This window comes from Mesorhizobium sp. M0816 (assembly GCF_040320005.1).
In the GTDB taxonomy this organism is placed as follows: Bacteria; Pseudomonadota; Alphaproteobacteria; order Rhizobiales; family Rhizobiaceae; genus Mesorhizobium.
In genome coordinates this window covers 1-25,314 of sequence record NZ_JAMYOT010000021.1, presented here as the reverse complement: position 1 = coordinate 25,314, position 25,314 = coordinate 1, and the positions used below count along the sequence as shown (strand labels likewise).

The following is a 25,314-nucleotide window of genomic DNA, read 5'->3' as shown; positions in this document are numbered from 1 at the left end:
AAAAAGCAACTGCAAAACCGTCGCTTGAGGGAAGGTCATGTTCAGAAAGCGATGACGCTGGGTCAGACGCCTAAATTGGAAAGCAAGTGGGCGGAAACTGTCTTCTGCCGCATTTTCAGCGCGACAGGCTTGTGGCGCGCTCGATGAAGTCAGCTATCGAATTCGTGTCGTCGAGATCGAAGGCCGGCAGGTCTTCGCCGACAATGGGGAAGTCGGAGGCGATGGCGACAATGTGTGGATCGCCTGCCGAGAGCGGTGTCCGGTCCTTGGCCTCGAGCCGTCTCGTCTCGATTTTCTTGTGCGCTTCGCGCTTGTAACCCTCGACCAACACGATGTCGCACGGTGCCAGCCGTGACAGGATCGCGTCTAGCGTCGGCTCGTCCTCGCCGCGCAATTCGTGCATCAGCGCCCAGCGCCTGCCCGACACGACCGCGACCTCCATCGCTCCCGCCTGCCGGTGGCGAAAGCTGTCCGCTCCGGGTTTGTCGATGTCGAAATCATGATGGGCGTGTTTTACCGTCGACACTTTCCAGCCGCGCCGGACGAGTTCGGCTACCAGCTTTTCGGTCAATGTCGTCTTGCCGGAGTTCTTCCAGCCGGTGATGCCGAAAATACGTCTTTTCATGGCTCGATGCTCTGCAACAGATGCACGGCCTGGGCAAGGTCGTCGGGAGTGTTGATGTTGAAGAACGGATCGATCTCGGCCCCGCCGGATTTCAGGATGGGAAATTCCACCTCGACAAAACCGTGCCGGTCGATGAACGCCGCAACGCGCCGGTTGTCTTCCTCGACGAGAAATTGTCGCAAGACCTGATCTAACCCTAGCGGCCAGAGTGCAAAGGTCGGATGCCGTTTGCCGCCGGAACAAGCGACCGCAATCGAGCCGGGGCGTTCGTCGGCTGCCGCGAGCAGCCGCTCGACCATATCCCTGGGCAGGAAAGGCGTGTCGCCGGCAGCCGTGACCAGCGCCTGGCAGGTCGTGTCGGAAGCCCATTCGAGGCCGGTCAGGATCCCGGCAAGCGGCCCGGCATAACCTTTGACAGTGTCGGCAAGCACCGGAAGCCCCGTTGCGGCAAACCGTGCCGGATCGCCGTTGGCGTTTAGCGCAAGCGGTCCGACCTGCGGGCCAAGGCGCGAAACGACACGGTCGAGCAGGGTGCCGTCGCCAAGCGCAAGCAGCGTCTTGTCGCCGCCGCCCATCCGGCTCGACCTGCCGCCGGCCAGAATGATCCCTGCGATATGTCGGCCCATCGTTTGCTGCCTAGACCCAAAATCCAGTTTTCAAATCAGACAGTCGTCGACAGTCACTCTAGTCGACAGTCACTCTATATGCCGTCCGGCGCCATGTCCGGTCCAGTGCTTTCGGCGGCTGTTTTTCGCCGTCCGACGATCCGTTCGCGGTAGAGCGCATAGAGGCCTGACGCGATGATGATCGTGGCACCGAGGATCATCGGCAGATCGGGGACATCGCCGAAGATCGTGAAGCCAAGCAAGATCGACCAGAGCAGGGCGGTGTAGCGAAACGGCGCGATGAAGGAGATATCGCCCACCCGCATCGCCGTGATGATGAAGTGATAGCCGATGAGCACGAGCACCGCCGCCAGCGCCAGGAACGCCGTGCTTTGTCCTGTCATCGGTGTCCAGCCGCCCATCGGCGAAAGCAGTGCCGCGCCCAGAACTGTCATGGCAAGTGCGGTGGCGGTCGACACCAGCAATGTCGGAATTGCCTGCGGGATCCGCTTGGTAGCGAGATCGCGCACCGCGCAGCATGCGACGCTGGCCAGCGCCAGCAGAGAAAAGACGCTGAACCCTTCGAAGCCGGGCCGCACGATGATCAGCACGCCGGCAAAACCGACGGCAATAGCCAGCCAGCGCCGCCAGCCGACGCCATCGTTGAACACAAGCGCGGCGCCCATCGTCACCGCCAGCGGCAGCGCCTGCAGCACGGCGGAGACATTGGCGATCGGAAGATGTGCCAGAGCAACCAGGAACGACACGGTGGCGCCGGCCTCGCCGGCGACGCGCAGCGCAACGGTCGGCTGCAGCATCGAACCTGGCCGGGCAAGCGCGCCCCGTTGCCACGCAAGCAGGCCAACGAAAAGCGAAGCGAAGGCGCCGCGGATCAGCATGACCTGCGCCATGTTCATCGATTCCGATGAGAATTTGGTGATCGCGTCGTTGAGAGTGAAACCAGCCATGGCCACCATCATGAACAACGCGCCGCGGAGGTTTGGCGAAAGAGGCAAGGCGATTACCGGGTGAGTCCTGCAGCAAGCGTCTAGCAGGCACCCACAAGACAGCAACGTCAAAGGGCTGGGCCACAGCCTTTCTGTGGCCCGTGACATCTGCCGCGCAAGAGCGGCAGGGCTTATTTGGGCGTCAGTACCTCGGTGCCGTTGCCTTCCTTGCCGGCAATCGTCCACAGGCCATGCAGCGAGCCGTCTTCCTGCACCTTGTAGACGACTAGACCGACCGCCTTGCCCATGACATAGCCGGCGGAGAAGGCATCGTCGTTGCGCATGCAGATACCGTCCGAGGACGAGCCGCCTGTCTCCCAATGGATCGTGCAGGTCGTCTCGCTGGTCAGCGTGATCGTCGCGTCGCCACCATAGGACGACCCATCGAAATTGGTGCCGGCCACGGCATAGGTGCCGCCGATCGACTGAGCCGCCGCGGGCAGGGCCGCGAGGCTGAGCAATGCAAGAGAAAGAATGAGTTTGCGCATATCGTATTCCCCCACTGGGCGAAGAACCGCTCCAGAGCAGAGGCTAGGCCCGAATGGGCTTCCGGTAAATCCGGTGACCGTTTGCGGACAAGACCTTTTCTGGGTGTGACCCCAAAAAAGGTGCCGTTCTAAAGGATGGGTTCGGAGGGCAAATTTGTCACACTGCGGCTCGAGGAAAATTTTTCGACGAGATCAAATTTGCTCGGCAAGATTCACCAAATTGGTCATTGTAAGCTTCTGATCGTGTTGGGGAGATGGTCCATGATGAATGCACGAGGCAATGCGGACTGGCTTGGCACAGGCAGCAGGCGGCATGTTTCGTCGGCTTTCCGGTTCTCTTCTGCCCTGGCGGTTATCCTCATGGCGATAGCGCCTGCGTTCGCCGAGAACGGCGCTTCGGCGTCGGCAGTCGAACGGATGTCCACGTCGGGTCACGAAGCGGATGAGCTCGCTCGCCGCGTCGGGAAATGGTCCGTCGTCAACACGATCTGGCCAACGCCCGGCGCCCAGCCGATCGTGATGACGGGGCTGGTGGCCGAGCGCACGATGATCGGTCCCTTCATGCAGGAGGTGATGCGCCCGGCGCCCGGGTCGAAAATGCCGGACTTCCAGCGGATAGCCTATTTGAGCTATGACCGGGTGGAGGGCCGCTGGAAGTATGTCTCCATGGACACCCGTTTCCCGGCAGGGATCATGCCCGCCTGGAGTTTTGGTGGTGAGGAGGACGGCAAGATTTCACTGCTGTTCCAGCCGCTTGGTTTCGTCGGCTTCGGCCCCGAGGTCGAAGGGCGGTTCACGGCCTCCGATTTCGTCATTTCCAGGGACGGCGACAATCACGAAGTGGCCGAGCAACATTTCCTCCAGGCCAATGGCAGCGGCAAAAAATGGCTTGCCGTACGATATGATTACACGCGCCAACAACCGTGATTTGCTAGCAAAAACAATAGGCTGCCAATAAGTTCTGACGTCGCCGGATGCTCGCGGTCCCCTGAGGCTGCCGGCGATCGCATCGACGAGCGGGTCGTATTTCGATTTCAGGGCTGGCGGGTAGTCGATCCAGACCGTGCGGATGACACCGTCTTTTCCGAACAGGCGGCGTTCATAGAAGATGTTCCCACCTTTGATGCCCGACAGCACCGCCCAGTCCTTGCCGGTCTTGCTGTAGGTGATCCTGTAGCCAGGTTCCTTGCTGGCCCTCTCGGCGGAGACGAAGGCTGTCGGGGTGTCATCATCGATGTTGAGGATACCCGAACAGATCAGGCTGGCGCCATCGGCAGTGAGCCATTGTTGTCCATCGCCATTGTCCGGCTCAGGCTGGCGAAGAGTGAAGATTTCATCCGGAAAGGTGCAGATGGTACCGAAGCGCTCGTTCGTGTAGGTAAATGGCGCGGCAACTGCCGTGGTCCCCGCCATCACTCCGAAAAACCTCAGGACTGCAAAAAACCGCTGCACGCCTTGCCTCGCGCCGATACCAAGGCGATTATTCTTGCACGAAATCGGCGAAAAATCAGCCGCCGGTGACGCTCATATGCCGCGACACCGACGGACGGTTGGTGCGGCGATCGATGATGAAGTCGTGGCCTTTGGGCTTGCGGCCGATTGCTTCGTCAATGGCATCGGCGACCAGCTCGTTGCCTTCCGACGCACGCAGCGGCGCGCGCAGGTCGGCCGCATCTTCCTGGCCGAGGCACATGTAAAGGGTGCCGGTGCAGGTCAGCCGGACCCGGTTGCAGCTTTCGCAGAAATTATGCGTCATCGGCGTGATGAAGCCCAGCCGTCCGCCGGTCTCGGCGACTTGGACATAGCGGGCCGGGCCACCGGTCTTGTAGGGAATATCGCTCAGCGTGAACTGGCGCTCGAGTGCTGCGCGCAGCAGCGACAGCGGCAAATACTGGTCGGTGCGGTCGGCGTCGATCTCGCCCATGGGCATGGTTTCGATGACCGTCAGATCCATGCCGCGGCCATGCGCCCAGCGCAGCATTTCCGGCAATTCGGCGTCATTGAAGTCCTTCAACGCCACGGCGTTGAGCTTTACCTTTAGCCCGGCCGCCTGCGCGGCGTCGATGCCGTCCATGACCTTGTCCAGATTGCCCCAGCGGGTGATCTGGCGGAATTTGTCGGCATCGAGGGTATCGAGCGAGACGTTAATGCGCTTGACGCCGCAGTCGGCGAGCTCGGCGGCAAAGCGGGAAAGCTGCGATCCGTTGGTGGTCAGCGTCAGCTCTTCCAGTGCACCACTCTCGAGATGCCGCGAAAGCTGGCGTACCAGGTGCATGATGTTCTTGCGCACAAGCGGCTCACCGCCGGTGAGGCGGAGCTTGCGCACACCCTTTTCGATGAAGACCGTGCAGAGCCGGTCGAGCTCTTCCAGCGACAGCAGGTCCTTCTTCGGCAGGAACGTCATGTCCTCGGCCATGCAATAGGTGCAGCGGAAATCGCAGCGGTCGGTGACCGACACGCGCAGGTAGGTGATCGTGCGACCGAAAGGATCGATCATATCCATGCTTGTGCGCTTCCCGTGGGCGTGAACGGCTTCGTTATATATGGCTATGTGATACGAGCCAACTTGGCATTCAAGATAGAAGCTCGCGATCATCGGTAACATTCCGACGCCGACAGATCATGTCGGAACTTTCCATGCGGCCTTTTCCCTCGACGCGAAGCGGCGTAGGGAAGGGCAGTTCTCCGCAGGATCCACCACCATGACAGCGCCAAAAGAACTTAGGGTCTCGAAGGACCGCAAGCTGCTTTCCGTCACCTTTCCGGGCCATCAGCCGTTCGAATTGTCGGCCGAGCTGCTGCGCGTCGCCTCGCCATCGGCCGAGGTGCAGGGCCATTCGCCCGAACAGCGCGTCACCGTTCCCGGCAAGCGCAATGTAGCGATTCTGAAGATCGAGCCGGTCGGCAACTATGCCGTGCGCATCACCTTCGACGATTTCCACGACACCGGTATCTTCACCTGGAACTACCTGCATACGCTGGGTCATGAGAAGGATGCACGCTGGGCCGCCTATCTCGCCGAACTGGAAGAGAAGGGGCTGAGCCGCGACCGTTGAAATGCATCCCGCAGGACTCTCAGGTCAACGCAAGATCGCCAGTATCTCGCTGGTGTCGTAATAAAACGGCGTGCCTTCGATCAGCCGGTCATCCTTGAAGCGCAAGACTTCGGCAAACGGCTGTTTGATGGTTGCACCATTGGCCCGCGATGTCAGCGAAAGCGAGCAGCTCATGAACACCGTGTCATCGTTTTGGGCGACCTGAAGGTCCTCCACCGCCACGTCGCTCCAGATTTCCCGCATTTTGCGGAAAAGGGCGCCAACGCCGTCGAGGCCGTTCCAGTCACCGGCATAGGGCAGGGAGCGCGGCTCATGCACGACAATGTCGGCATGAAATGCGCCGGCAAGCACATCGAGGCTCTCCGAGCCTGATTGCAGGAAACGCATTTCAACATTGAACATGTTTTCAATAAGTTCCATGGCGGTGCGTCGCCGGTCGAGCGGTTTATCCATTTTTGACCTCCGTATCCGTTGGCACGATCATGCAGGTAAAGCGGTTTGCCCTTGTTTGCGTTGCCTCGACACCCGTTTCCTGATGACCGGCAAACGGGCACTTGTCGTGAAAACGTCATCCATCTGGAGTAGCGCCGGCAAAGCTTTGGAGACGAAACCATGTCCATGATCACCAGCATCGAACAGCTTGAAGCGCTCTATGGCCTGCCCGGCGAGGCGTCGGTGGTCAAGGAACTCGACCAGCTGATTCGCGAATACGCAGCTATCATCGAGGCTTCGCCGTTTGCCGCGCTCGCAACCTGCGGGCCAGAAGGGCTGGACTGCTCGCCGCGCGGCGATCTCGCCGGCTTCGTCCGCATCCACGATCCGAAAACGCTGATGATGCCGGACCGGCGCGGCAACAACCGTGCCGATTCGCTAAGGAACATCCTTCGCGATCCGCGCGTCGCGCTCCTGTTCCTGGTGCCGGGTTCCGGCACGACGCTGCGCGTCAATGGCCGCGCCCACATCACCACCGATACCGGGCTCTGCGCCTCGTTCGCCGTCGAGGGCAAGCCGGCGCGCTCGGTGACGATCATCGAGATCGATGCGGTTTATTTCCAGTGCGCCCGCGCCATCCACCGATCGGAACTGTGGAATCCGGCAAGGCATGTCGACCCGAGATCGCTGCCGACTCCCGGCCAAATCCTGGAAATCACCAGCCGCAAGAACATTGACGGCGAAGTCTACGACAAGGAATGGCCCGAGCGCGCGAAAAAATCGATGTGGTGAAGCATTTGGTGGTGGAGCACTGGGCTGTCAGGCGGTCTTCAAAACCTCGGCAACCCTACGCATCTGTTCGCCGATCATGTCACATTGTTCCGGCGTCGACTGGCTCATCGCCTTCTCGATCAGCGCCATATGGACCTTCAGCGCCTGCATCAGCAGTGCCTCGCCGGCCTCTGTCAACGTCAGCCTCAGCACGCGCTTGTCCTTCTCGTCGCCCTCGCGGCGCAGCAGGCCACGGGTCTCCAGCTGAGGCAAAAGCATGGTGATGTTGGAGCGGCCGACCAGCAGCCGACGAGCAAGGTCGTGCTGCGACATGCCGGGATGACGGTAGAGGTTCATCAGCACGTCGAGCTGCGCCGGCTTCAGGTCGAGCGGCGCAAGCTTCACCGCCAGGGTGCGTTCCACCACATGGCAGGCGCGCGCCACCGCGACCCAGTTGCGAAAACGCGGGTTGTCCCAGGGCAGGTCTTGCTTAATGTTCATGTTTGAACTATTATGTTCATGCTTGAACCAATGAATGGATCGCCACTATGGCATCATTTGGACTGAAGGTCATCCGCGGCACGTTCGGCGTGGCTGAGCATGTGGCACCGCGACTCACCGGGCGTGCTGCATTCGAGCTGTTCTGCCGCACGCCGCACGAGAAGAGCTTGAGCGAAGGCGAGCGCCGCGCAATCGATCGCGCCGCCGATTTCATGACCCAGGCACGCCATCACCGGCTAAAGACCAGAACCGGCTGCGTCATGGTGCATGAATTCCGGCCCGAGCCGGGCAGGGCGACTGCCGGCACCGTGCTCGTCATCCATGGTTGGCGTTCGCGCACCGAATACATGCGCGCGCTGATCGAAGCCTATCGCGATGCCGGCTACAAGGTGGTCTCGCTCGATCTGCCGGGCCACGGCCAGTCGCAGGGCCGCCGGCTTACCCTGGTCAGTGCGGTCGATGCGGCACGGGTTGCCGGCGAATGGTTCGGCCCGTTCGCGGCCATTGTCGGCCATTCCTTCGGTGGTGCCGTTGCCGCCAACGCCGTCGCCGGTTCGATCAGGAACATCCCGCGATTGGCGGCCGGGCGGCTGGTGCTTATCGCCGCGCCGAGCTCGCTGCCGGCGATCTTCGCTGATTTCAGCCGCATGCTGAATGTCGGCTCGCGCTCGCAGGCCGCCATGGCCGACCGGGTCGAGCGCATCGCCGGCCGGCCGTTGCACGAGTTCACCGGTGACCGCCAGCTCGCAAGCACGCCGCTGCCGACGCTGGTGATCCACGCGCCGGACGACCGCGAAGTGTCCGCCGAGCATGCAAGGCTCTACACGCGCGCCGGAGACCATGTGCGGCTTTACTGGGCCGACGGGCTCGGCCACCGCCGCATTCTCGCCGACAGGGGTGTGGTGGAGCGTGCCGTTGGCTTCGTTGCCGGCAGGCTGGAGCCGTCTCTGCAGTGACCTGAATATCGTTCTTGTCAGCCGGTTTCGACCGTCATGCCGCCCCGGTGCTGGCCATCGCTATCCAAGCCGCCATTGCCCCGTCCACCGTCGCCAGAAGAGCCGAGCGCGACGCGCCGTCGCGCGCCTGGATCGACATGCCGTGCTGCACGGTCGCGTAGAAGGTCGCGGCCGTACCGCAGTCGAAATCGGCCGGCAACTCTCCCTCGGCCACGCCACGCTCAAGGCGTCTCAGCAAGGCTTCGCGGTTTTCGGCGCGGCGACGGCGCAGATCATCGCAGATGGCGCCGCGGCTTGAGTCCTGGTGCAATGCGCCGAGCGCGATCAGGCAGCCTTGCGGGCGACCGGTCTGTGAATAGGCCCTGGCCGTCTGCCGCAGGAACCGCTCGACCGCCTGACGCGCGGTCGGCGCCTTTTCCAGCGCGGACCAGATCTCGGTTCCCTCGACCCGCGTGTAAAGCTCGGTTGCCTCGAGAAACAGCGCTTCCTTGCTGCCGAAGGCGGCATAGAGGCTGGGTGAGTTGATGCACATTGCAGCGGTCAGGTCGCTTATCGACGCGCCCTCATAACCCTTGGCCCAAAACACTTCCATTGCGCGCCGCAAGGCGGCGGCTCGATCGAAGGTGCGGGGGCGGCCTCGTTCCGGCATGGCATCCTTTCTGTATTGATCGATACATAATTCCGTTGACGTGGTTCAGCAAGACTGGCAGATATTTATGTATCAATCACTACAAAATGGAGAAGCAGATGTCATCCAGAAGCTTGAACGGCAAGGCCGCCCTCGTCACCGGCGGCAGCCGCGGCATTGGTGCGGCGATCGCAAGAAGGCTCGCGGCCGACGGCGCAGGCGTGGCGATCACCTATGTGAATGGCGAGAAAGGGGCGCGTGCGGTGGTCAGGGAAATCGAGGCGGCCGGCGGCCGGGCCTTTGCCATCAAGGCCGACAATCGCGATGCTGGGGCGATCGAGGCGGCAGTCGATGAGGCAGCAAAAGCCTTCGGACGGCTCGACATCCTGGTCAATAGCGCCGGCGTCTGGCGCGCTGCGCCGATCGATGTCCTGTCGCTTGCCGATTTCGATGAGACAATGGAGGTCAACCTCAGGGCCCCGTTCGTCGCCGCCAAGGCGGCAGCAGCGCATATGGGCGAGGGTGGCCGGATCATCTCGATCGGCAGCAATCTGGCCGAGCGTGCCACGGACGCCGGCCTGAGCGCCTATTCGGCCAGCAAGGCTGCCTTGGTTGGCCTGACCAAGGCCTTTGCACGCGATCTCGGTCCGCGCGGCATCACCGCCAATGTCGTCCATCCGGGGTCGACGGATACCGACATGAATCCGGCAGGCGGCCCGCACGCCGAGCATCAGCGTCAGAAGATGGCGATGCCTCGCTTCGGCACGGCCGACGAGATCGCCGGCATGGTTGCGTGGCTTGCCGGCCCCGAAGGGCGCTTCGTGACAGGCGCGGCATTGACCATCGACGGCGGCGCCAACGCTTGAGGTTTGGCTCACGGGCACTACCATTGGTCGGGAGCGACGGCGGATTCGCTCCCCCCGTCACGACGTTGTGAAACCGTTCTGCAACAGACGTTCCGAAATTTATGAAAGCTTAACGAAATCAGTATGAATCAGTGTAGTCACGCCTTACATCCGCCATGGGGTGGGCGAGACCGTGAAAGCGGTGCGGAACGGGATCCGGTTCAACCGGAGCGGGTGATCCATGAAATTCCTTGGAAACAAAGCAACCGTGCTGCCGTTTGCGCTGGCCGCGGCAATGCTGGCCTTCGCGGCGCCGAAGGCTGAAGCGCAAGGGTTCTTCGACATGCTTTTCGGCGGCGGCGTCAAACACGCACCGCCGAAAGGTAACTTTCCGCCGCCACCGTCAAAATACAAGCCGAAGCCCAGGGCGCCGGCCGCTTCCGGTGGTGGGGGCGGTGGTGGTGCGCAAATCAGCGGCCCGTCCTATTATACCTACAAGAGCGATCCGCTGGTGCGCGTCGATTTTTCGGCACTGTCGGCAGCGCCTGAACCGGCAACGCCTCAGGACGCTGCTTTCGAGCCGGCGGCCACCGGGGCTGCATTCCGCGAAGCCATTGCCGGCCTCGACGGCTATGACCTCTACGCCGAGAAGGACATCGCCAAGGCGCTGATCGCCTATTACTCGGCCAATCCGGATTTCATCTGGGTGACGGGAATCAGTCCCAGCAGCCGCGCCCAGGATGCGGTGCGGGTGCTGGGCGAGGCCGCGAGCTACGGCCTGACGCCCGCCGACTACACCGTCGAAGTTCCGGCAGCAGGCACATCGGTGGGCAATGCCGATGAACGCCTGAAAGAGCTGGTCCGCTTCGAGATGGCGCTGTCGGCGCGTGTCCTGCGCTACGCCCGTGACGCACAAAGCGGCCGCGTCGATCCCAACCGCATGACCGGCTACTACGATTTTCCGCCGAAGCCGCTCGACATGGAAGGGGTGCTGAAGACGCTGGCCCATACCCAGCAAGTGCGCACTTATCTCCAGTCACGGCATCCACAGAATTCCGAGTATCAGGCGCTGCGCGTCGAACTGGAAGCGCTCCAGGCCAGCGCCGAAGACGAAATCACCATCGATCCCAATCTGCTGTTGAAGCCGGGGCAGACCAGCCCCGAGCTGCCGAAGCTTTTGACAAAGATCGCGCGCAATCTCGATGACGAGATGGGCGGCGCCTATGGCGAGGTCCTGGCGAGGCTCGCTACCAGCGAGGTCTACGATCCGGAGCTGGTGCCGGTGATCAAGGCGGTGCAGAAACGGGCCGGCATGAAAGGCGACGGCGTCATCGGCCCGCGTACCGTTGCATCGTTGGCCGGAACGTCCAAGGCCGACAAAATTCAGAAGGTTCGGGTTGCGCTCGAAGAGTTGCGCTGGTTGCCTTCCGACCTTGGCAGCCCGCGCGTCTTCATCAACCAGCCGGCTTTCACCGCGAGCTATATCGATGATGGCGAGGAGAAGCTGAAGACCCGCGCCGTGGTTGGCAGGCCCACCAACCAGACTGCTTTCTTCTATGACCAGATAGAGCAGGTCGACTTCCATCCCTACTGGGGCGTGCCGCAGTCGATCCTGGTCAACGAGATGCTGCCGCGGCTGCGCCGGGATCCTGGCTATCTCGATCGCGCCGGCTACGAGGTGGTCAATGCCCGCGGCAAGCGCATTCCCTCGTCCTCGGTCAATTGGGGCGCCTACGGCGCAAAGATACCCTACGGCGTGCGCCAGCTGCCGAGCGAGGCCAATGCGCTGGGCGAGCTGAAGATACTGTTCCCCAACAAGCATGCCATCTACATGCACGATACGCCGCAGAAGTCGTTTTTCCAGCGCGACATGCGCGCGCTCAGCCATGGCTGCGTTCGCTTGCAGGATCCGCGCGGCATGGCCGCTGCCGTGCTCGGCACCTCGGTCGACTACATCGAGGACAAACTGAAACACGGCCATTCGACCGAAGACGTGACACGCAATATCCCGGTCTATGTCGCCTATTTCACCGCATGGCCGGACCTGTCAGGCAAGGTCGAATACTTCAACGACGTCTACGGCCGCGATACAAGGCTGCAGCAGGCGCTCGACAGCACGGAAGCGGTGCGTTCGCCGGCAAGCTGACGAATGCGGTTCTAGCGCTGAAACAGTGGACGCCGGAAACCGGCATCGCGTCCGGCGATGAGCCAATAGACCAGGCCCGCGACAACGCCTGCGGCGGCAATGATGCCGATATCGGCCCAGCGCTCCGGGTTCGTGTCATCCGGTACATTGGGCCAGATCAAGGCGAAGCCGCCAACCGCGGCCGCCGCGCCGAAGACCATGTGCAGCCAAAAACTGCGCAGCGAGAAAAACTCGGCAATCAGTGCGAAGATCAGCGTCTGCAGGCCGGTCAGCACGATCGTCAGAAAATAGATGAACATGCCGAGCGGCGGCAACAGCAGCACCGCAACGGGGGTGACACCCATGACGTCGAAATAATTCGGCGCATTTGGCAGCGAACTCAGCCCGCCATAGATCGCCGCCACCGCGATCAGCCCAACCAGTACCGCTATGAAATAACCCGCGAGCATCATCAGAAAGCGCTTCAATACGTGCTTTACCGTCGCCATGCCCACCCCCGCGCGCAATGATAGCACCGCAGTCAGCCATCAAAGTCATATCTGCGCAAGTGCATGCCCAAGGCCGGGTGCCTCCGGGCGCGCCTTTTTCGAATGCTAACCTTTGCAGGCAGCGACTATTTCGGCGCGGCTGTCACCGGATCGTAGGTGATTTCGACTTTCGCCTTGTCGCTCGTGTAATAAATGACGGTGTAGCCATCGCTGTCCCAATCGATTTCCTTGATGTAGCGGAAGTCGTCGCGCTGCTCGACCTTGGCGATGATTTCCGACAGCTTCTTGGCATTCTGCGGCGGCACCGGATTTTCGTCCGCGGCAAAGGCCGATCCGCCGACAAGCAGCACGGCGGCCGCCAAAACAAGTCTGGACATGGCTTTCCCTCACATCTCGATCAGCAGAAACTCGTTTCTATGTAGGTTTGTTCCGGGATAGCGGACCGTTGCGCTACAAGGAGGCGCCGGCCGTGCCTGACTTATGGCTGCCGAAAGAACACGGCGAATGCTTAAAATCATGATGCGTCGCCTCAACATCGCGGCCGTAATAGTGCCGGTGGTCATTCGGGTTTTACATGCAAATGCGTCATGCCATCATATTTGTACTTTTCATATTTTCCATTCCGGCCATTTCGATGCCTGTCCAGAAAGCCGAGGCGCCAGAACCTGAACGCTATACGGTCTATTGCGCCGACGACCGCATCGAGGTTTCGTTCTGGGATATCGAGCAGATGAGGTGCGGGCCGGCTCCAACGTTTGCCAGTTCCAAAGCTATACGAGCTACAGCAGCGCCTTGAATTTCGCCCAAAGAATTTTGGCGGCGAGGGGGCGACCTGCAGCTGCTAGTGGTAAAAATCTGACGCTTGGTGCCCGATGCGGATTATCTGTTCCGACCCTTTCCGGTCGTACAGACGTGGCAATGCTACGGCGTCAGTTGACCCGTTCCGATCATTGGCCATCTTGCAACCGTTTGAAATCTGGCGCTAGATGGGACATGGGACCATTACTGTGCGAGGTCTCTATGGCAAACACAGAAGAAGGAACGCGCGTAGCAGGAGTTTGGCTTGCGATCGCCTCTATCCTGCTGGCAGGCGCGCTGGTCGGCCATGGTCCGATCGATCCCGATATGGGTCGCCAGATGGGAGTCATCACCGACGACCCTGTCCGATGGGCGATCATCCATTGGGTTTCCGCGGTAGCGCTATCACTGTTCGTCCTGACAGGTCTGATCGTGCTGGCGGCCAGATCGCGCCTCACCGAGGCGTGGTGGACGTTGTCTGCCTGGGGTGTGCTGACTGTCGGCGCGCTCTGGACCATGACGACCGCGGTGGCCGAGGCCACAGTGGTCTCCGCCGCTGCTGCCGCCGGGGACACGGCAACTTTCGAGGCCTGGTGGGCATTTTCCGAAGGAAAGGCTAACGGCTTCATGTTTTTGGCGTTGGCCGTTGCCGTGATCGCTGGCAACGAGGCGCAGACCACTCACCGAGCCACGCCGGTCTGGGCATCGTACATCGCAGTCGTGGCCGGAATTGGAGCCTTCCTCGGTTGGCCCCTGGGCATGTGGCTCGGAGTCACCCTGGGCAGCTTCGTCTGGGTCGTGGCATCACTGGTGATGTCCCTGTGGACACTTTGGTTCGGGTTGGGTTTAGCGCGGACCGTGATCGGGCTGCGGCCTCACAATGGGTGACATCGAGTCCGTAGCGGGAGCGTAGCGAGCGACCGCTTGATGACCGCGACGGGCGCTCCAGCCGCTCCGAGGCGGCGGGGATTGCTTCGCGCCGCTGAAAACGGCCTCGACGCGCGAGTTTGCCGAATGGGCAATATGCTTGCAGTAGGCGCGATAAAGCCGCTTCAGCAGCCGGAGCGAAAGGCAGGTTTACCCAGAGCGGGCCTACTGCTTCGGCACCAAGCGTCAGATTTTGACCACTAGCCGCTCTGACTTGGAATTGATTCAGGAAAGCAGATGGTGGGCGATGCAGGGATTGAACCTGCGACCCCACCCGTGTGAAGGGTGTGCTCTCCCGCTGAGCTAATCGCCCGCTCGTTGCCCGAAGGCCAAGCGCGCCGCGATATAAGGGAGGCCGGCCTGCGAAGTCAACCACTTGTCGGTCGGCATCTGCGGCCGCCTGAGGTCCGGCTTCAGCCTTCTGCCGCGGCCATCAGCCCTTGGACCAGATCAAGCGTCAGCGAATCGAAATGCGAGATCACCGCCGACGGTTCGAACTCTCGCACATGGCGGTCGGTGTAGCCGAAATCGACTGCCACCACCGGAATGCCGGCGGCCTTTGCCGTGTCGATGTCGGTCTGCGAATCACCGACCATCAGCGCACGATGCGGGTCGCCGCCGGCGCGCGCGATGGTCTGCGTGAGATGGCGCGGGTCGGGCTTGCGGAACGGAAAACTGTCCTGGCCGCAGATCGCCGCGAAATGCCTGGTCATGCCGAGCGCCTCGATCAGCGCCACCGAATTGGCCTCGTATTTATTGGTGCAGATGGCCAGCAGGTAGCCGGCCGCCTCGAACCGCGCGATCGCCCCGGGGACGCCGGGATAGGGGCGCGATTTGCCGGGGATGTTAACGGTGTAATGGTCCAGAAACAGCTTGAGCAGGCGATCGTGCTCCTCCACTGCCAGCGACCTGTGCTGCGCTGCGTGGGCGCGCTCGATCATCACCCGGCCGCCATGGCCAACGAAGCGCCTGAAGCCGGCTTCGTCGACGGCCGCGAGCTGGCTGGCGGCAAGGCTGTGGTTGAGACTGTCGAGCAGGTCCGGCGCCGTGTCGATCAGCGTCCCGTCGAGGTCGAACACGATGATCGGTCGGGTCATGGCCTGTCCTGTGACGATTTGATTGCCGGCAGGCGATAACCGCTGCGGCCCGTTCAGGCAAGCCGGCTTATCCACCGCGGGCAAGGTCCTTTGACCAGCCCGGCAAAAATGCTACGAGCGCCGAAACAAATCTCGGGACCCGGTATGGATGCGAGGCAATTGAAGGTTGAGGCCGCGCGGGCAGCGCTTGCCCATGTCACGGATGGCATGCGGCTCGGCATCGGCACCGGCACGACGGCGGACGAGTTCGTGCGGCTGCTCGCCGACAAGGTCGCCACCGGCCTGACTGTCATCGGCGTGCCGACCTCGGAGCGCACCGCCGTCCTTTGCACCGAGCTTGGTGTGCCGCTGTCTACCCTCGAGGAAACCCCCGAGCTAGACCTCACCATCGACGGCGCCGACGAGATCGATCCGGCGCTGACGTTGGTCAAAGGCGGCGGCGGCGCGCTGCTGCGCGAAAAGATCGTCGCGGCGGCCTCCGCCCGCATGATCGTCATCGCCGACAGCTCCAAGATGGTCGAGATGATCGGCCGTTTTCCGCTGCCCATCGAAGTCAACCGGTTTGGCCTGCGCGCCACCGAAATTGCGGTCGGCGCGGCGGCTGCAAACCTTGGCCTTTCCGGCCCTGTTACATTGAGGATGACGGGGAGCCAGCCATTTGTTACAGACGGCGGCCATTTTATCCTCGATGCATCTTTTGGCCGCATTCCGGATACAAGAGCGCTTTCGAATGCTCTCCACGCCATTCCGGGCGTGGTCGAGCATGGTCTTTTCATCGGGCTGGCATCAACGGCCATCATAGCCGGCGGCGACGGCATCCAAACCGTCCATGCCGCCCGAAAATCAGGGAGTTTTACCGATCATGATGTTGCATAACCGGGTTGGCCGCTTTTTTGCCATTCTGGCGGCCTCGGCCGTTTTCGCGTTTTCGTCGCCTGCGTCTTCGCAGGACGTCACCGATGCGCATCTGAAGGCGGCGCGCGCCGCCGTCGCGGCGATCCATGCGACGGATACGTTCGACAGCATCCTGCCGCAAGCGGCCGCGGCACTGGAGCAGCAGCTGATCCAGAAGAACCCGGACATGCAGGAACTGATCGCCAAGACGATCAACGAGAAGGCGATGGCCTTGGCATCGCGCCGCGCCGACCTGGAAAAGGAAGCGGCGCTCGCCTATGCAAAGGTGTTCTCGGAAAAGGAACTCAATGAAATCGCCGCCTTCTACAATTCCGATTCCGGCAAGAAGCTGCTCGACAACGGCCCGATCGTGACGCGCGAACTGGTGAAGGCTGCCGAGATCTGGCAGAACGGCCTGGCTCGCGATCTCGCCCAGCAGGTCGGCGAGACCCTGGGTGCAGCGGCGAATGCCAAGGCGCCGGCTGCACCTGCCGACGGTACCGCTCCGGCCGATGGCGCAGCTCCCGCGGACGCTACACCGAATTGATTGCGGACTTCCGAGCCGCCTGACCGCCACTGGACCAAAAGCCCGGCAAGTCCGGGCTTTTCTTTTGATAGTCGGCAGCCTACCTGTCTCGGGGTTTGAGGGGCAAGGAGTTCAGCCATGGCCGGTTACGACTACGATCTTTTCGTCATCGGCGGCGGCTCCGGCGGGGTGAGGGCGGCGCGCGTCGCGGCCGCACTCGGCAAGCGGGTCGGCATTGCCGAGGAATACCGCTATGGCGGCACATGCGTGATCCGTGGCTGCGTGCCGAAGAAGCTCTATGTCTACGCCTCGCAATTCCCCGAGCATTTCGCCGACGCCGCCGGTTATGGCTGGACGGTACCTGAGGCGCGTTTCGACTGGCAGACGCTGGTCGCCAACAAGGACCGCGAAATCAGCCGGCTGGAGGCCATCTACAAGAAGAACGTGCAGGGCGCCGGCGGCGAGGTCTTTCATTCGCGCGCCACCCTGGTCGATCGGCATGTGGTGCATCTTCTTGGTGAGGATCGCACCGTTACCGCCGACCAGATCCTGATCGCTACCGGCGGGCGGCCGGCGCCGCATCCGGCATTGCCCGGCCATGAGCACTGCATCTTTTCCAACGAGGCCTTCGACCTCAAGGAACTGCCGAAGGCAATCATGATCGAGGGCGGCGGCTATATCGCCGTCGAATTCGCCAACATCTTTCACGGCCTCGGCGTCGACACGACGCTGGTCTACCGCGGCAAGGAGATCCTCAGCCGTTTCGACATGGACCTCAGACGCATGCTGCACGAGACGATGGAAAAGAAGGGGATAAAAATCCTCTGCCACGCCGTGTCCGAGTGGGTCAGGAAGCGGCCTGACGACCGGCTCGACGCGCTTGTCACCGGCGGCACGGTGCTGACGGTCGACCAGGTCATGCTCGCCATCGGCCGCATTCCCAACACCGAGAACATGGGCCTGGAAGGCGTCGGCATCGAGATGACCAAAACCGGGGCAATCCACGTCGACGAATACTCCCGCACCAACATCGACAACATCTGGGCAATCGGTGACGTCACCCATCGCGTGCAATTGACGCCGGTGGCAATCCACGAGGCGATGTGCTTCGTCGAGACCGCCTTCAAGGACAAGCCGACGGCGCCCGACCATGACACGATCGCTACCGCAGTCTTTTCGCAGCCCGAGATCGGTACGGTCGGCCTGTCGGAGGATGAGGCGGCAAAGCGCTTTTCGGATGTCGAAATCTACCGCGCCACCTTCCGGCCGATGCGTCACACACTTTCCGGCCGCGACGAAAAGATGCTGATGAAGCTGGTCGTCGACGGCGCCTCGAAAAAGGTCCTCGGCGCCCACATCCTCGGGCCGGATGCCGGCGAAATGGCGCAGCTTCTCGGCATACCGCTGAAGGCCGGCCTGACCAAGGATGATTTCGATCGCACCATGGCGGTGCATCCGACCGCCGCGGAAGAACTCGTCACCATGTACAAGCCGACTTACCGGGTGAGAGATGGTGAGCGCGTCTGAGGCGACATCAACCCATCGCGGCAACGAAATTGCCGCGATGGAAGTGCGTGCGTTTTCTTACAGCAGCGTTCCGCGCAGGATCACCAGCGCCACAGAAAAATAGATCACCAGCCCGGTGACGTCGACCAGCGTGGCGACGAACGGGGCCGATGCGCTGGCCGGGTCGAAGCCCATGCGCTTCAGGGCGAACGGCAGCATCGATCCAGACAGCGAGCCGAAGGTGACGATGCCAACCAGCGTGGCGCCGATCGTCATCGCGATCAGCGGCCAGTGCGGGCCGTAGTCGTAGAAGCCGAGATACTGCCAGAGCGCGATGCGGCAGACGCCGACCACGCCAAGAATCGAGCCAAGCACCAGGCCGGTGGGCAGCTCGCGCAATGCCACCCGCCACCAGTCGCCAAGGCCGATCTCGCGCAGCGCCAGCGCCCGGATGACGAGCGAGGTCGCCTGCGAGCCGGAATTTCCGCCGGAGCTCATGATCAATGGAATAAATAGCGTCAGCACGATCGCCTTTTCCAGCTCGCCCTCGTAACTTTGCATCGCGTTTGCGGTCAGCATCTCGCTGACAAACAGCGCGCACAGCCAGCCGGCGCGTTTCTGGATCATCGCCAGAAAGCCCATCTTCATATAGGGCTCGTCGAGAGCCTCCATGCCGCCGAAACGATGCACATCCTCCGTCGTTTCCTCGATCATCGTGTCGATAATATCGTCGATGGTAACGATGCCGAGCAGTTTGCCGTTGTCCACGACCGGAACGGCGAGCAGATCATATTTCGAGATCAACTGAGCAACCTTTTCACTATCGGTCAGCGGTGAAACGGTGACAGGCGCACGATCCGGCGCAACCGCCATGATCAGCTGATCCGGCCCGCCAGCGATCAGTCGACGCAGGCTGGTCGAGCGCAACAGGACATGCGTTTGCGGATCAACGATGTAGATCGCGTAGACGGTTTCGCGCGTCCGCTCCACCTTGCGGATGTAATCCAGCGTGCGGGCCACGCTCCAGTCCGGCGGCACGCTGACATATTCGGTCGTCATGAGCGAGGCGGCGCTGCCTTCGGGATAGCCGAGAATGGCAAGCAGCGTCGCGCGCAGCGGTGGCGCCAGGCCACCAAGCAGTTCGGAACGAGCCGGCTCGTTCAGATCGCGCAGTATGTCGGCGGCGCGGTCGACCGACATGGCGGCAAGCAGTCTGCCTGCCTTGATGCGGGGCAGCGCCTCGACCAGTTCGGATGCGCCGTCGAGTTCAGGCTGGTCGAAGATCTCGACCAGCCGCCCGAACGGCACTTCGCAAAGCAGCTCCGATGCCGTCTCGCGGGGCTCCTGGTTCAAGGCCTCGACGATGTCGGCGACGTGTTCGTTGGCAAGTACGCGAGCGATGGCGATGGCATCGCCGCCCGCGACAGGGGAAAACTCGTTCATGGCTCACTCCTTGCCGTCCGGCAGGACGTGAGCCTGTCAGGTCACGTCAAGCGGACGGCGGTTGCGTTCGACTGTGACTGTCGCCAGGCATGGCGCGGTGACCTTTCTGCTCGCGGGTTCGAGTTGAGATTCTGCAAGCCGGCGCAACATAGGAGCGCGCCTTGCCGAGTCAATCGCGAGAGCGGGTTAAAGCGGCGGCAAACCGACTGGATCGCGAGACTGTGATCGGGCTACGTGGCAGGCTGGCTGGACGCTGGCAATGGTGCCGCAGCTATCTCTGCTTCAGCCGGCGGGGAAAGCGCAGCCATTTGTCCTCGGCCGGCCGCGTCGGCTGCGTGAGGATGGTGGTGAGCTCTACCGGCAAGCTCGGAACCAGCGGCTTCTTGGTGGCGACGCCGTCGGCGATCGCAACCACGCTGTGGTAGAATTCGGTGCCCGCGAGCGATCTCGGCGGTGTCGCCTCATGCATGATCGAGATCACAGTTGCATCAGGGCAATTGTCCTTGATCGCCTGGTGGAAGGCGATCCGTCCATCGGGGTCGAGCGCGCCGGTGGCTTCATCGAGGAACAGCAATCCCGGCTGCTGCAGCACGATGCGGGCGACAACCAGCTTCTGTTTCTGCCCACCCGAGAGAACCTGATCCCAGATCTTTCCTTCACGGCTCTCATCAGCCAGATGCTCGATGAAGTCGCCGAGGCCGGCCTTGTGCAGGGCGGATGCGACCTGCATGTCGGCGTAATCATGCTCGGAACCAGGCAGGCAGACCAGTTGCTTCAACGAAACCTGCTGCAGCTTCACCTCCTGGGCGGCGTAGAAACTCCTGACCCCTTCCGGGAAGACGATGGTGCCGCGGCCGTAAGGCCACAGGCCGTTGATCGCCTTGACGAGCGAGGTCTTGCCGCAACCGGATTCGCCCTTGAGGAAAGTCCACTCGCCACGCCGGAAGCGCAAGTTCGCGGCACTCAGGAAGGGCGTTGCGTCCTCACCCTGATGCGCCAGTTCGAGCTTCTGGATGGTCAGGCCGAAGACCGGGTTCTGATGATCGTAGCGGAAGTCGGAGCGGCCGGTCAGGCTATAGAATTCCTGCGGATGCTGGACGTTTTCGATCGCCTGCGCCAATTCGACGACGCGCTGGCTGTTGGCACGCAACGTGGCGAGATCCGGCATCACATGGATGAACCACGAACACTTGCTGATCAGCGAATCGACCTGTCCGGAGGCGGTTAAATAGCCCTTGAGGTCGAGGCCGTTGTGGATGAAGGGCACTAGCCCAGGTCCGAAAGCGACAATTTTGGCGCCGATGAAATTGTAGATCAGCTCGAACGAGGCGTAGCCGGTATTGACGACGTTCAATCTTGCCCAGGTGCGGTCAATGTCGGCATAACGCTGGCTGTGCACAGTCTTCTGCACATTCTCGCCCTGCAGTGCGGCGACGTGAAAACTGCGGCGGAGCAACGTGATCAACTCGCTGCGGTAGTTGCCTTCTGCCTGCTGCATCCTGATGTTGAGCCACTCCAGCATTCCGCCGAGTTTGACTGCGATCCAGGTGTTGAACGGCACGTAGATAGCGACCGCCAGGAGCGCGAGGACGGCACTGCCGTAGCTGCCGAGGAACTCCAGTCCTTTTACTTCCACGGAATTTGCCAGCAAAGCGCCACCGACAAAATAGAGCGAGGTGAAGACACCTAGCACACCCGTAGCAAGCCCGATGGCCCCACCGGTCATGCCCTTGATGGATTCCTGCACGCGCTGGTCGATATTGTCAGGAGCTGCGTTCCCGGAAGACCCATGCTGGGCATGGAAGTGGGTATGATTGCTGTCGAGCAGGGCTTCGTTGAAGCGGCTGTCCAGCCATCCACGCCATTTGCGATGCAGTGTTTTGGAAACAAGGTTGCGAACGCCTGCAATACCCGCGTCCTTGAGCACGACCAGCAGCACGAGCAAACCGGCATTGGTCAGTACTGTCTTGAGTGGCGTGGTATTCGCGGCATCGTGGAAAAAAGCGATCGAAGTCGCCAGCTCTGCCCCAGCCACTGTAAACCAGACCTCAGCCTTGCTGGACAGGGCGATGACCAGCGCAATCACCAGCGTCAACGTCCAGGCTTCCACCCACCGGTCCGAGAACCAGTAGGCCCGCATCAGTCCCCAGAAGCTGCGCATCGACGATACGGGCGTCAGGGGCGACGGCCTTGCGGCACCGCGGAGCCATTTTTCCGATATTGAATGTCGCGTTGGTCTATCGACCCGAATCACTATCCCGCCCAAACGATTTTTCTTTTGTTACGGACAGTAACACCAATTGATCATTTTCCATTAGCTTTTCACCAGTCGCAGGTGGCTTAGCTCGCCGGCCGTTGCAGTGGAGCAACAGAATGAATGATCATGGCGCTATGCCGTCATGCTTCGAGGGGCGGAATACCAACGCAATTTCAAATAGTTACTTGCCTGAGCCGGAGCAAGCAGTGACCTTCCCTAAGGGAAGGTCTTCACACAGCTTTGTGAACATAGAAGCGCCGTCCAGCGGTCGATCTTTCACAGCCTGAATCGCCTTCACGGCCAGTCCGGCCTCGTCGGCGGCCAGAAAGTGACCGCATGATTCGTGGTTGAAGCCGCCTTGTCAGGACGCCGTAGTCGGCCAAGCAATGACTTTGCCGACACAGTCCAGGGTGAAGATCAATATCAATTGGCCCGTGCCTTTTTAAGAGCGCGCACAAACCGCGTTTGACAAACACGCGCTTCGGATCGAACCTGCCGGACGCATCCAGGTTTGACCCGGGGGGAAGTTTGCCATGCTTGCACGGACATTGTTTGTGGCGATGCTCGTGATGTTTGCCTGGCTGCCGCAAACATATGCCGGCAGCCAGACCGTTCCCGCAAACGCCGAGGGACAGATCGAGTTCAACACGCCGTCCGGCAATATTGGCTGCATCTACACGCCGAACGGCGGCACCAGCACCTACGAGCCGCAGGATGGCGGACCGGAGTTGAGCTGTTCGCGCGTCGAGCCCAGCTACGTCACCGTCATCCTCGGCCCGAAAGGCCAGGCGACGCTGATCAAGAATCCGGGCGAGCAAGGCTGCTGCGGCGACGTCGCCAACCTGGCGTACGGCGCCAGCTGGAGTAAGGGCCCGTTTTCCTGCCAGTCATCCACCAAGGGATTGACCTGCACCGGCAAGCATGGCCATGGCTTTTTCGTCAGCAAGGCCAAGGTGACGGTGAAATAGTCCGACTCAGTTCGCCGTTTCCAGTTCGCCGCGTGCCTTGGCCGCGGCGACCTGGCGGAGTGCATCGGCGAGCGTATCGGCGTCCTGGGCGCCCATCACCGCATATTTGCCTTCAAGCAGAAAGCACGGCACACCCGATATGCCCATGCGCGAAGCGGTGGCGATTTCGGTGCGCACCGCCTCTACATCGGCGTCGGTCGGCAGAAGCGTTTCGACCACGGACGCATCCATGCCGGCCTCGCGGGCGGCTTCGATCAGCACGGCATGATCGCCGAGATTGGCGCCTTCCTCGAAATTCAGCTGGAACAGCCGACGCACCAGCCGGTTCTGAATGGCCTCGCCGGCCGTCCCGGCCCAGCGAATGAGACGGTGCGCATCCAGCGTATTGGGCGCGACCTTGATGGCGTCGAAGGCGAAGGAGATGCCTTCAGCCTCGCCCAGCGGTTCGATCCGGGCATGGATTTCGCGGATGCGTTGCTCGCTGCCGAATTTCGCCACCATATAGTCGCGGCGGTTCTTGCCTTCGGGCGGGATTGTTGGGTCGAGTTGGAAGGGCCGCCAGCGTATGTGAACGTCGATATCGACGGCGGCAATCGCCTTGTCGAGCCGTTTCTGGCCGATAAAGCACCAGGGGCACACGACGTCGGAGACCACATCGACGGTAATCGAGTTCTCGTCGTTCATCTTGATCTCCTGTTGTGAAGAGGTCACTTCGGTTTGCGCCACCAGGTCGGCAACTGATAACCGTATATGGGCGTCTTTTGCGGATGTTCCAGATAGTTCCAATAAGCGAGCCATTGCTGGTTGTTGTGCTGCGTCGGCACCATGTAGTTGCCGGAGATCAGCAGCCGGTCGAGAACGCGGACGGCGGCGACGGAGTCCTCCTTCGAACGAGCTCTCAGCATCGCCTCGATCGCCGCATCCACCGCCGGATCGGCGACGCCGGCGAGGTTGAACGATCCTTCGGCCTTGGCGGCAGCGGATCCCCAGCGCCCGGTTTGCTCGATACCGGGCGACAGCGAGTTGTTGAAACCGGTCGAGCCGACCAGGACCTCGAAATCGAAACGCTGCTTGCGCGACTGGATCTGATCACCGTCGAGGCTGCGGATGCCGACATCGATGCCGAGCTTCTCAAGGGTGCGCTGATAGATAGCGGCAAGTCGCTCTTCGTCTTGCGAGGCGGTCAGGATCTCGAAACCGAACGGCTTTCCCTCGGGATCGAGCATCGCGCCGTCCTGCACCGTATAGCCCGCGCTCTTCAGCAGCTCGAATGCCGCCTTCAGCACCTTGCGGTCCTGGCCGGAGCCGTCGGTAACGGGCGGCCTGTAGGTGCCGTCCATGACATCTGCGGGCACGCGGCCGGGGTAGGGGGCCAGCAGGGCCTTTTCCTTTTCGCTGGCCGGGTGGCCGAGCGCGGACAGCTCGGAATTCTGCCAAAAGCTCATCGTGCGCGTGTATTTGCCACCGAACAGATTCTTGTTGGCCCATTCGAAATCGTAGAGCATGCCGAGCGCGCGCCGCACGACCGGATTGGAAAATTTCGGCAGCCGCGTGTTGAACAGGAAACCGTTGACCACCGGCGGAATGCCGGTATCGAAAGTTTCGGCGATGATTTCGCCCCTGTGGAAAGCAGGAAAGTCGAGATCGCGCTCGCGTTTGACCGGGTCGCTGTCGTCGTCGATGGCGCAGATGCCTTTCTTGAACGCTTCCTGCTTGGCGTTGGCGTTGAGGAAATATTCGATGGTGATCTGGTCGTAATTGTCGAAGCCGCGCTTGGACGGCACGTCCTTGCCCCAATAGTCCGGATTGCGCTTGAACACGATGCGCTGACCGGGCACGACTTGCGCCACCTTGTAAGGCCCGCTGCCGATCACCGGCTTTAGCGTCGTCCTGTCGAAGGTGTCCTTGTTGAACGCGTGTTTCGGAATGATCGGCGTCAGCGCAATGATCAGGGGAAATTCGCGGTCCGCCTTTTCGTTGAAGGTGAAGCGCACACTGCGCTCGCCGGTCTTTTCGAGCTTGGCAATCGCTTTCATTCGCTGGCTGTAAGGTGGCCGGCCCTTCTCGGTGAAGACGTCATAGGTGAACAACACGTCTTCCGGCGTCACCGGCTCGCCGTCCGACCATTTGGCCCTGGGATCGAGATGGAATTCGATGCTCTTGCGCTCGGGGTCCATGTCGGCGGTATCGGCGAGCAGGCCGTAGAGACTGAAGGCCTCGTCGTAGTTGCGCTGCATCAACGGCTCGAAGACAAGATTGCCAAAGGCTTGATCCATCATGCCGCGCGCGGTGGTGCGCAGGCTTCTCAGGATGAACGGATTGAGATTGTCGAAGCTGCCGACGACGCAAT

Annotated in this window: 26 protein-coding genes and 1 tRNA gene; 11 read left to right on the top strand and 16 right to left on the bottom strand. The window is 61.6% G+C overall.

The window, feature by feature from the left end:
• Positions 1–115 precede the first annotated feature (115 nt).
• The 4 genes from mobB to NKI17_RS26490 all read right to left on the bottom strand — a co-directional run bounded on the left by mobB (position 116) and on the right by NKI17_RS26490 (position 2,725).
• On the bottom strand, positions 116–625 hold the full coding sequence (gene mobB / locus NKI17_RS26505) for a molybdopterin-guanine dinucleotide biosynthesis protein B (RefSeq protein ID WP_023675015.1): 510 nt from the start codon (positions 623–625) through the stop codon (positions 116–118).
• Positions 622–1,251 (bottom strand): molybdenum cofactor guanylyltransferase MobA, encoded by a 630-nt coding sequence (gene mobA, locus NKI17_RS26500; RefSeq protein WP_352754748.1) that lies wholly within the window; start codon positions 1,249–1,251, stop codon positions 622–624. The genes mobB and mobA overlap by 4 nt, the downstream gene beginning before the upstream one ends.
• A 74-nt stretch (positions 1,252–1,325) precedes the next feature.
• The gene (locus tag NKI17_RS26495; protein WP_352907008.1) at positions 1,326–2,246 is read right to left on the bottom strand and encodes a DMT family transporter; all 921 of its coding nucleotides are present in this window, start codon (positions 2,244–2,246) and stop codon (positions 1,326–1,328) included.
• Between the two features lie 122 nt (positions 2,247–2,368).
• Positions 2,369–2,725 carry a hypothetical protein gene (locus NKI17_RS26490; protein WP_023675018.1) on the bottom strand — a complete coding sequence of 119 codons (357 nt, stop codon included), beginning with the start codon at positions 2,723–2,725 and terminating at the stop codon, positions 2,369–2,371.
• A 135-nt stretch (positions 2,726–2,860) separates the two neighbouring features.
• Between NKI17_RS26490 and NKI17_RS26485 the strand changes: the two genes are divergently transcribed.
• Positions 2,861–3,652: a hypothetical protein gene (locus NKI17_RS26485; RefSeq protein WP_352568645.1), complete on the top strand. Its 792-nt coding sequence runs from the start codon at positions 2,861–2,863 to the stop codon at positions 3,650–3,652.
• 580 nt (positions 3,653–4,232) lie between these two features.
• On the opposite strand, the gene moaA is transcribed toward NKI17_RS26485, so the two are convergent.
• Entirely contained in the window at positions 4,233–5,228 is a 996-nt protein-coding gene (gene moaA / locus NKI17_RS26480; RefSeq protein WP_352568644.1) for a GTP 3',8-cyclase MoaA, read from the bottom strand.
• A 199-nt stretch (positions 5,229–5,427) separates the two neighbouring features.
• On the opposite strand from moaA, the gene NKI17_RS26475 reads away from it, so the two are divergent.
• Entirely contained in the window at positions 5,428–5,781 is a 354-nt protein-coding gene (locus tag NKI17_RS26475) for a gamma-butyrobetaine hydroxylase family protein (protein WP_352456745.1), read from the top strand.
• A gap of 24 nt (positions 5,782–5,805) precedes the next feature.
• Here the strand turns inward: NKI17_RS26475 and NKI17_RS26470 are convergent, their stop codons facing one another.
• Entirely contained in the window at positions 5,806–6,234 is a 429-nt protein-coding gene (locus NKI17_RS26470; RefSeq protein WP_352698893.1) for a nuclear transport factor 2 family protein, read from the bottom strand.
• Between the two features lie 159 nt (positions 6,235–6,393).
• Between NKI17_RS26470 and NKI17_RS26465 the strand changes: the two genes are divergently transcribed.
• Positions 6,394–7,005, top strand: coding sequence for a pyridoxamine 5'-phosphate oxidase family protein (locus NKI17_RS26465; RefSeq protein WP_023675024.1), 612 nt, complete (start codon positions 6,394–6,396; stop codon positions 7,003–7,005).
• Between the two features lie 27 nt (positions 7,006–7,032).
• Here the strand turns inward: NKI17_RS26465 and NKI17_RS26460 are convergent, their stop codons facing one another.
• Positions 7,033–7,485: a MarR family winged helix-turn-helix transcriptional regulator gene (locus tag NKI17_RS26460; RefSeq protein ID WP_352456748.1), complete on the bottom strand. Its 453-nt coding sequence runs from the start codon at positions 7,483–7,485 to the stop codon at positions 7,033–7,035.
• Positions 7,486–7,532: 47 nt separating this feature from the next.
• On the opposite strand from NKI17_RS26460, the gene NKI17_RS26455 reads away from it, so the two are divergent.
• Positions 7,533–8,441, top strand: coding sequence for an alpha/beta hydrolase (locus tag NKI17_RS26455; RefSeq protein WP_352568641.1), 909 nt, complete (start codon positions 7,533–7,535; stop codon positions 8,439–8,441).
• Positions 8,442–8,475: 34 nt separating this feature from the next.
• Here the strand turns inward: NKI17_RS26455 and NKI17_RS26450 are convergent, their stop codons facing one another.
• A complete protein-coding gene (locus tag NKI17_RS26450) occupies positions 8,476–9,090 on the bottom strand; it encodes a TetR/AcrR family transcriptional regulator (protein WP_352568640.1) in 615 nt (204 codons plus the stop codon).
• Positions 9,091–9,188: 98 nt separating this feature from the next.
• On the opposite strand from NKI17_RS26450, the gene NKI17_RS26445 reads away from it, so the two are divergent.
• Positions 9,189–9,935 carry a 3-oxoacyl-ACP reductase family protein gene (locus NKI17_RS26445; RefSeq protein WP_352568639.1) on the top strand — a complete coding sequence of 249 codons (747 nt, stop codon included), beginning with the start codon at positions 9,189–9,191 and terminating at the stop codon, positions 9,933–9,935.
• 220 nt (positions 9,936–10,155) lie between these two features.
• The gene (locus tag NKI17_RS26440; RefSeq protein ID WP_352568638.1) at positions 10,156–12,060 is read left to right on the top strand and encodes a L,D-transpeptidase family protein; all 1,905 of its coding nucleotides are present in this window, start codon (positions 10,156–10,158) and stop codon (positions 12,058–12,060) included.
• A gap of 11 nt (positions 12,061–12,071) precedes the next feature.
• On the opposite strand, the gene NKI17_RS26435 is transcribed toward NKI17_RS26440, so the two are convergent.
• Both NKI17_RS26435 and NKI17_RS26430 read right to left on the bottom strand, forming a co-directional pair.
• Entirely contained in the window at positions 12,072–12,548 is a 477-nt protein-coding gene (locus tag NKI17_RS26435; RefSeq protein WP_352568637.1) for a hypothetical protein, read from the bottom strand.
• Positions 12,549–12,673: 125 nt separating this feature from the next.
• Positions 12,674–12,925, bottom strand: a complete 252-nt coding sequence (locus NKI17_RS26430; protein WP_023675031.1) for a PepSY domain-containing protein — start codon at positions 12,923–12,925, stop codon at positions 12,674–12,676.
• A gap of 643 nt (positions 12,926–13,568) precedes the next feature.
• Here NKI17_RS26430 and NKI17_RS26425 point away from each other — a divergent pair.
• A complete protein-coding gene (locus tag NKI17_RS26425) occupies positions 13,569–14,234 on the top strand; it encodes a hypothetical protein (RefSeq protein WP_156948025.1) in 666 nt (221 codons plus the stop codon).
• A gap of 277 nt (positions 14,235–14,511) precedes the next feature.
• Here the strand turns inward: NKI17_RS26425 and NKI17_RS26420 are convergent.
• Positions 14,512–14,586 (bottom strand) — tRNA-Val (locus NKI17_RS26420).
• Positions 14,587–14,686: 100 nt separating this feature from the next.
• On the bottom strand, positions 14,687–15,370 hold the full coding sequence (locus NKI17_RS26415; protein WP_352568636.1) for a phosphoglycolate phosphatase: 684 nt from the start codon (positions 15,368–15,370) through the stop codon (positions 14,687–14,689).
• Between the two features lie 144 nt (positions 15,371–15,514).
• Here NKI17_RS26415 and rpiA point away from each other — a divergent pair, with 144 nt between their 5' ends.
• From rpiA to gor, 3 genes are all read left to right on the top strand, one after another.
• Complete coding sequence (rpiA, locus tag NKI17_RS26410) at positions 15,515–16,246, top strand: ribose-5-phosphate isomerase RpiA (protein ID WP_352456755.1); 732 nt, start codon at positions 15,515–15,517, stop codon at positions 16,244–16,246.
• Complete coding sequence (locus NKI17_RS26405; RefSeq protein ID WP_352568635.1) at positions 16,233–16,811, top strand: DUF2059 domain-containing protein; 579 nt, start codon at positions 16,233–16,235, stop codon at positions 16,809–16,811. Before rpiA ends, NKI17_RS26405 begins: the two co-directional genes overlap by 14 nt.
• Before the next feature lie 117 nt (positions 16,812–16,928).
• Complete coding sequence (gene gor / locus NKI17_RS26400) at positions 16,929–18,317, top strand: glutathione-disulfide reductase (protein WP_352568633.1); 1,389 nt, start codon at positions 16,929–16,931, stop codon at positions 18,315–18,317.
• A gap of 57 nt (positions 18,318–18,374) precedes the next feature.
• On the opposite strand, the gene mgtE is transcribed toward gor, so the two are convergent.
• Complete coding sequence (mgtE, locus tag NKI17_RS26395) at positions 18,375–19,739, bottom strand: magnesium transporter (RefSeq protein WP_352568632.1); 1,365 nt, start codon at positions 19,737–19,739, stop codon at positions 18,375–18,377.
• Between the two features lie 271 nt (positions 19,740–20,010).
• Complete coding sequence (locus NKI17_RS26390; RefSeq protein ID WP_352568631.1) at positions 20,011–21,900, bottom strand: ABC transporter ATP-binding protein/permease; 1,890 nt, start codon at positions 21,898–21,900, stop codon at positions 20,011–20,013.
• Between the two features lie 629 nt (positions 21,901–22,529).
• Between NKI17_RS26390 and NKI17_RS26385 the strand changes: the two genes are divergently transcribed.
• Positions 22,530–22,964 (top strand): hypothetical protein, encoded by a 435-nt coding sequence (locus NKI17_RS26385; RefSeq protein ID WP_352456760.1) that lies wholly within the window; start codon positions 22,530–22,532, stop codon positions 22,962–22,964.
• Positions 22,965–22,970: 6 nt separating this feature from the next.
• Here NKI17_RS26385 and NKI17_RS26380 read toward each other — a convergent pair whose 3' ends face one another.
• Complete coding sequence (locus tag NKI17_RS26380) at positions 22,971–23,648, bottom strand: DsbA family oxidoreductase (protein WP_352456761.1); 678 nt, start codon at positions 23,646–23,648, stop codon at positions 22,971–22,973.
• A gap of 23 nt (positions 23,649–23,671) precedes the next feature.
• A partial coding sequence (locus NKI17_RS26375; protein ID WP_352907007.1) for an extracellular solute-binding protein occupies positions 23,672–25,314 on the bottom strand: 1,643 nt, incomplete at its 5' end.